The organism is Bacillus sp. 01N45 (assembly GCF_056399205.1).
On record NZ_JBFTQW010000084.1, the window covers coordinates 1 to 351 of the forward strand.

1 pseudogene is annotated in these 351 nt (G+C 41.5%); it reads left to right on the plus strand.

The features are described 5' to 3' along the window. Positions 1 to 28 precede the first annotated feature (28 nt). Positions 29 to 351 (plus strand): annotated as a pseudogene (locus AC1DMU_RS29830) (hypothetical protein); the annotation flags it as partial.

Sequence of the window (351 nt, forward strand, 5' to 3'; positions counted from 1 at the left end):
AGCAACAGGTGGAACAGTGTACGTAACAGTGACAAAAGCGAATAAAGAAGAAAGTGCACGTGTGGCAGTAAAGTATGCATCTGAAACAGTAACAAAAGCGCCAGTGGCCGGAGCAATCACAGTAGTGAATAATAAAGCGGGCGTGAAAGATGTAGTGACAGTGACAGGAGTTAAAACAGGCGACGTAGTGAAAGTATATGACGCAGCCACAAAAGGRAAAGAACTAGGAACAGCAACAGYGGCAGAAAATGCAGTAGAAGCAAAAGTAGAAATTGATCAAATCGCAAAAGACGCAAAAACAAAAGGCAATGTATACGTAAGTGTACAAAGTAAAGGTGAGTTAGAAAGTAC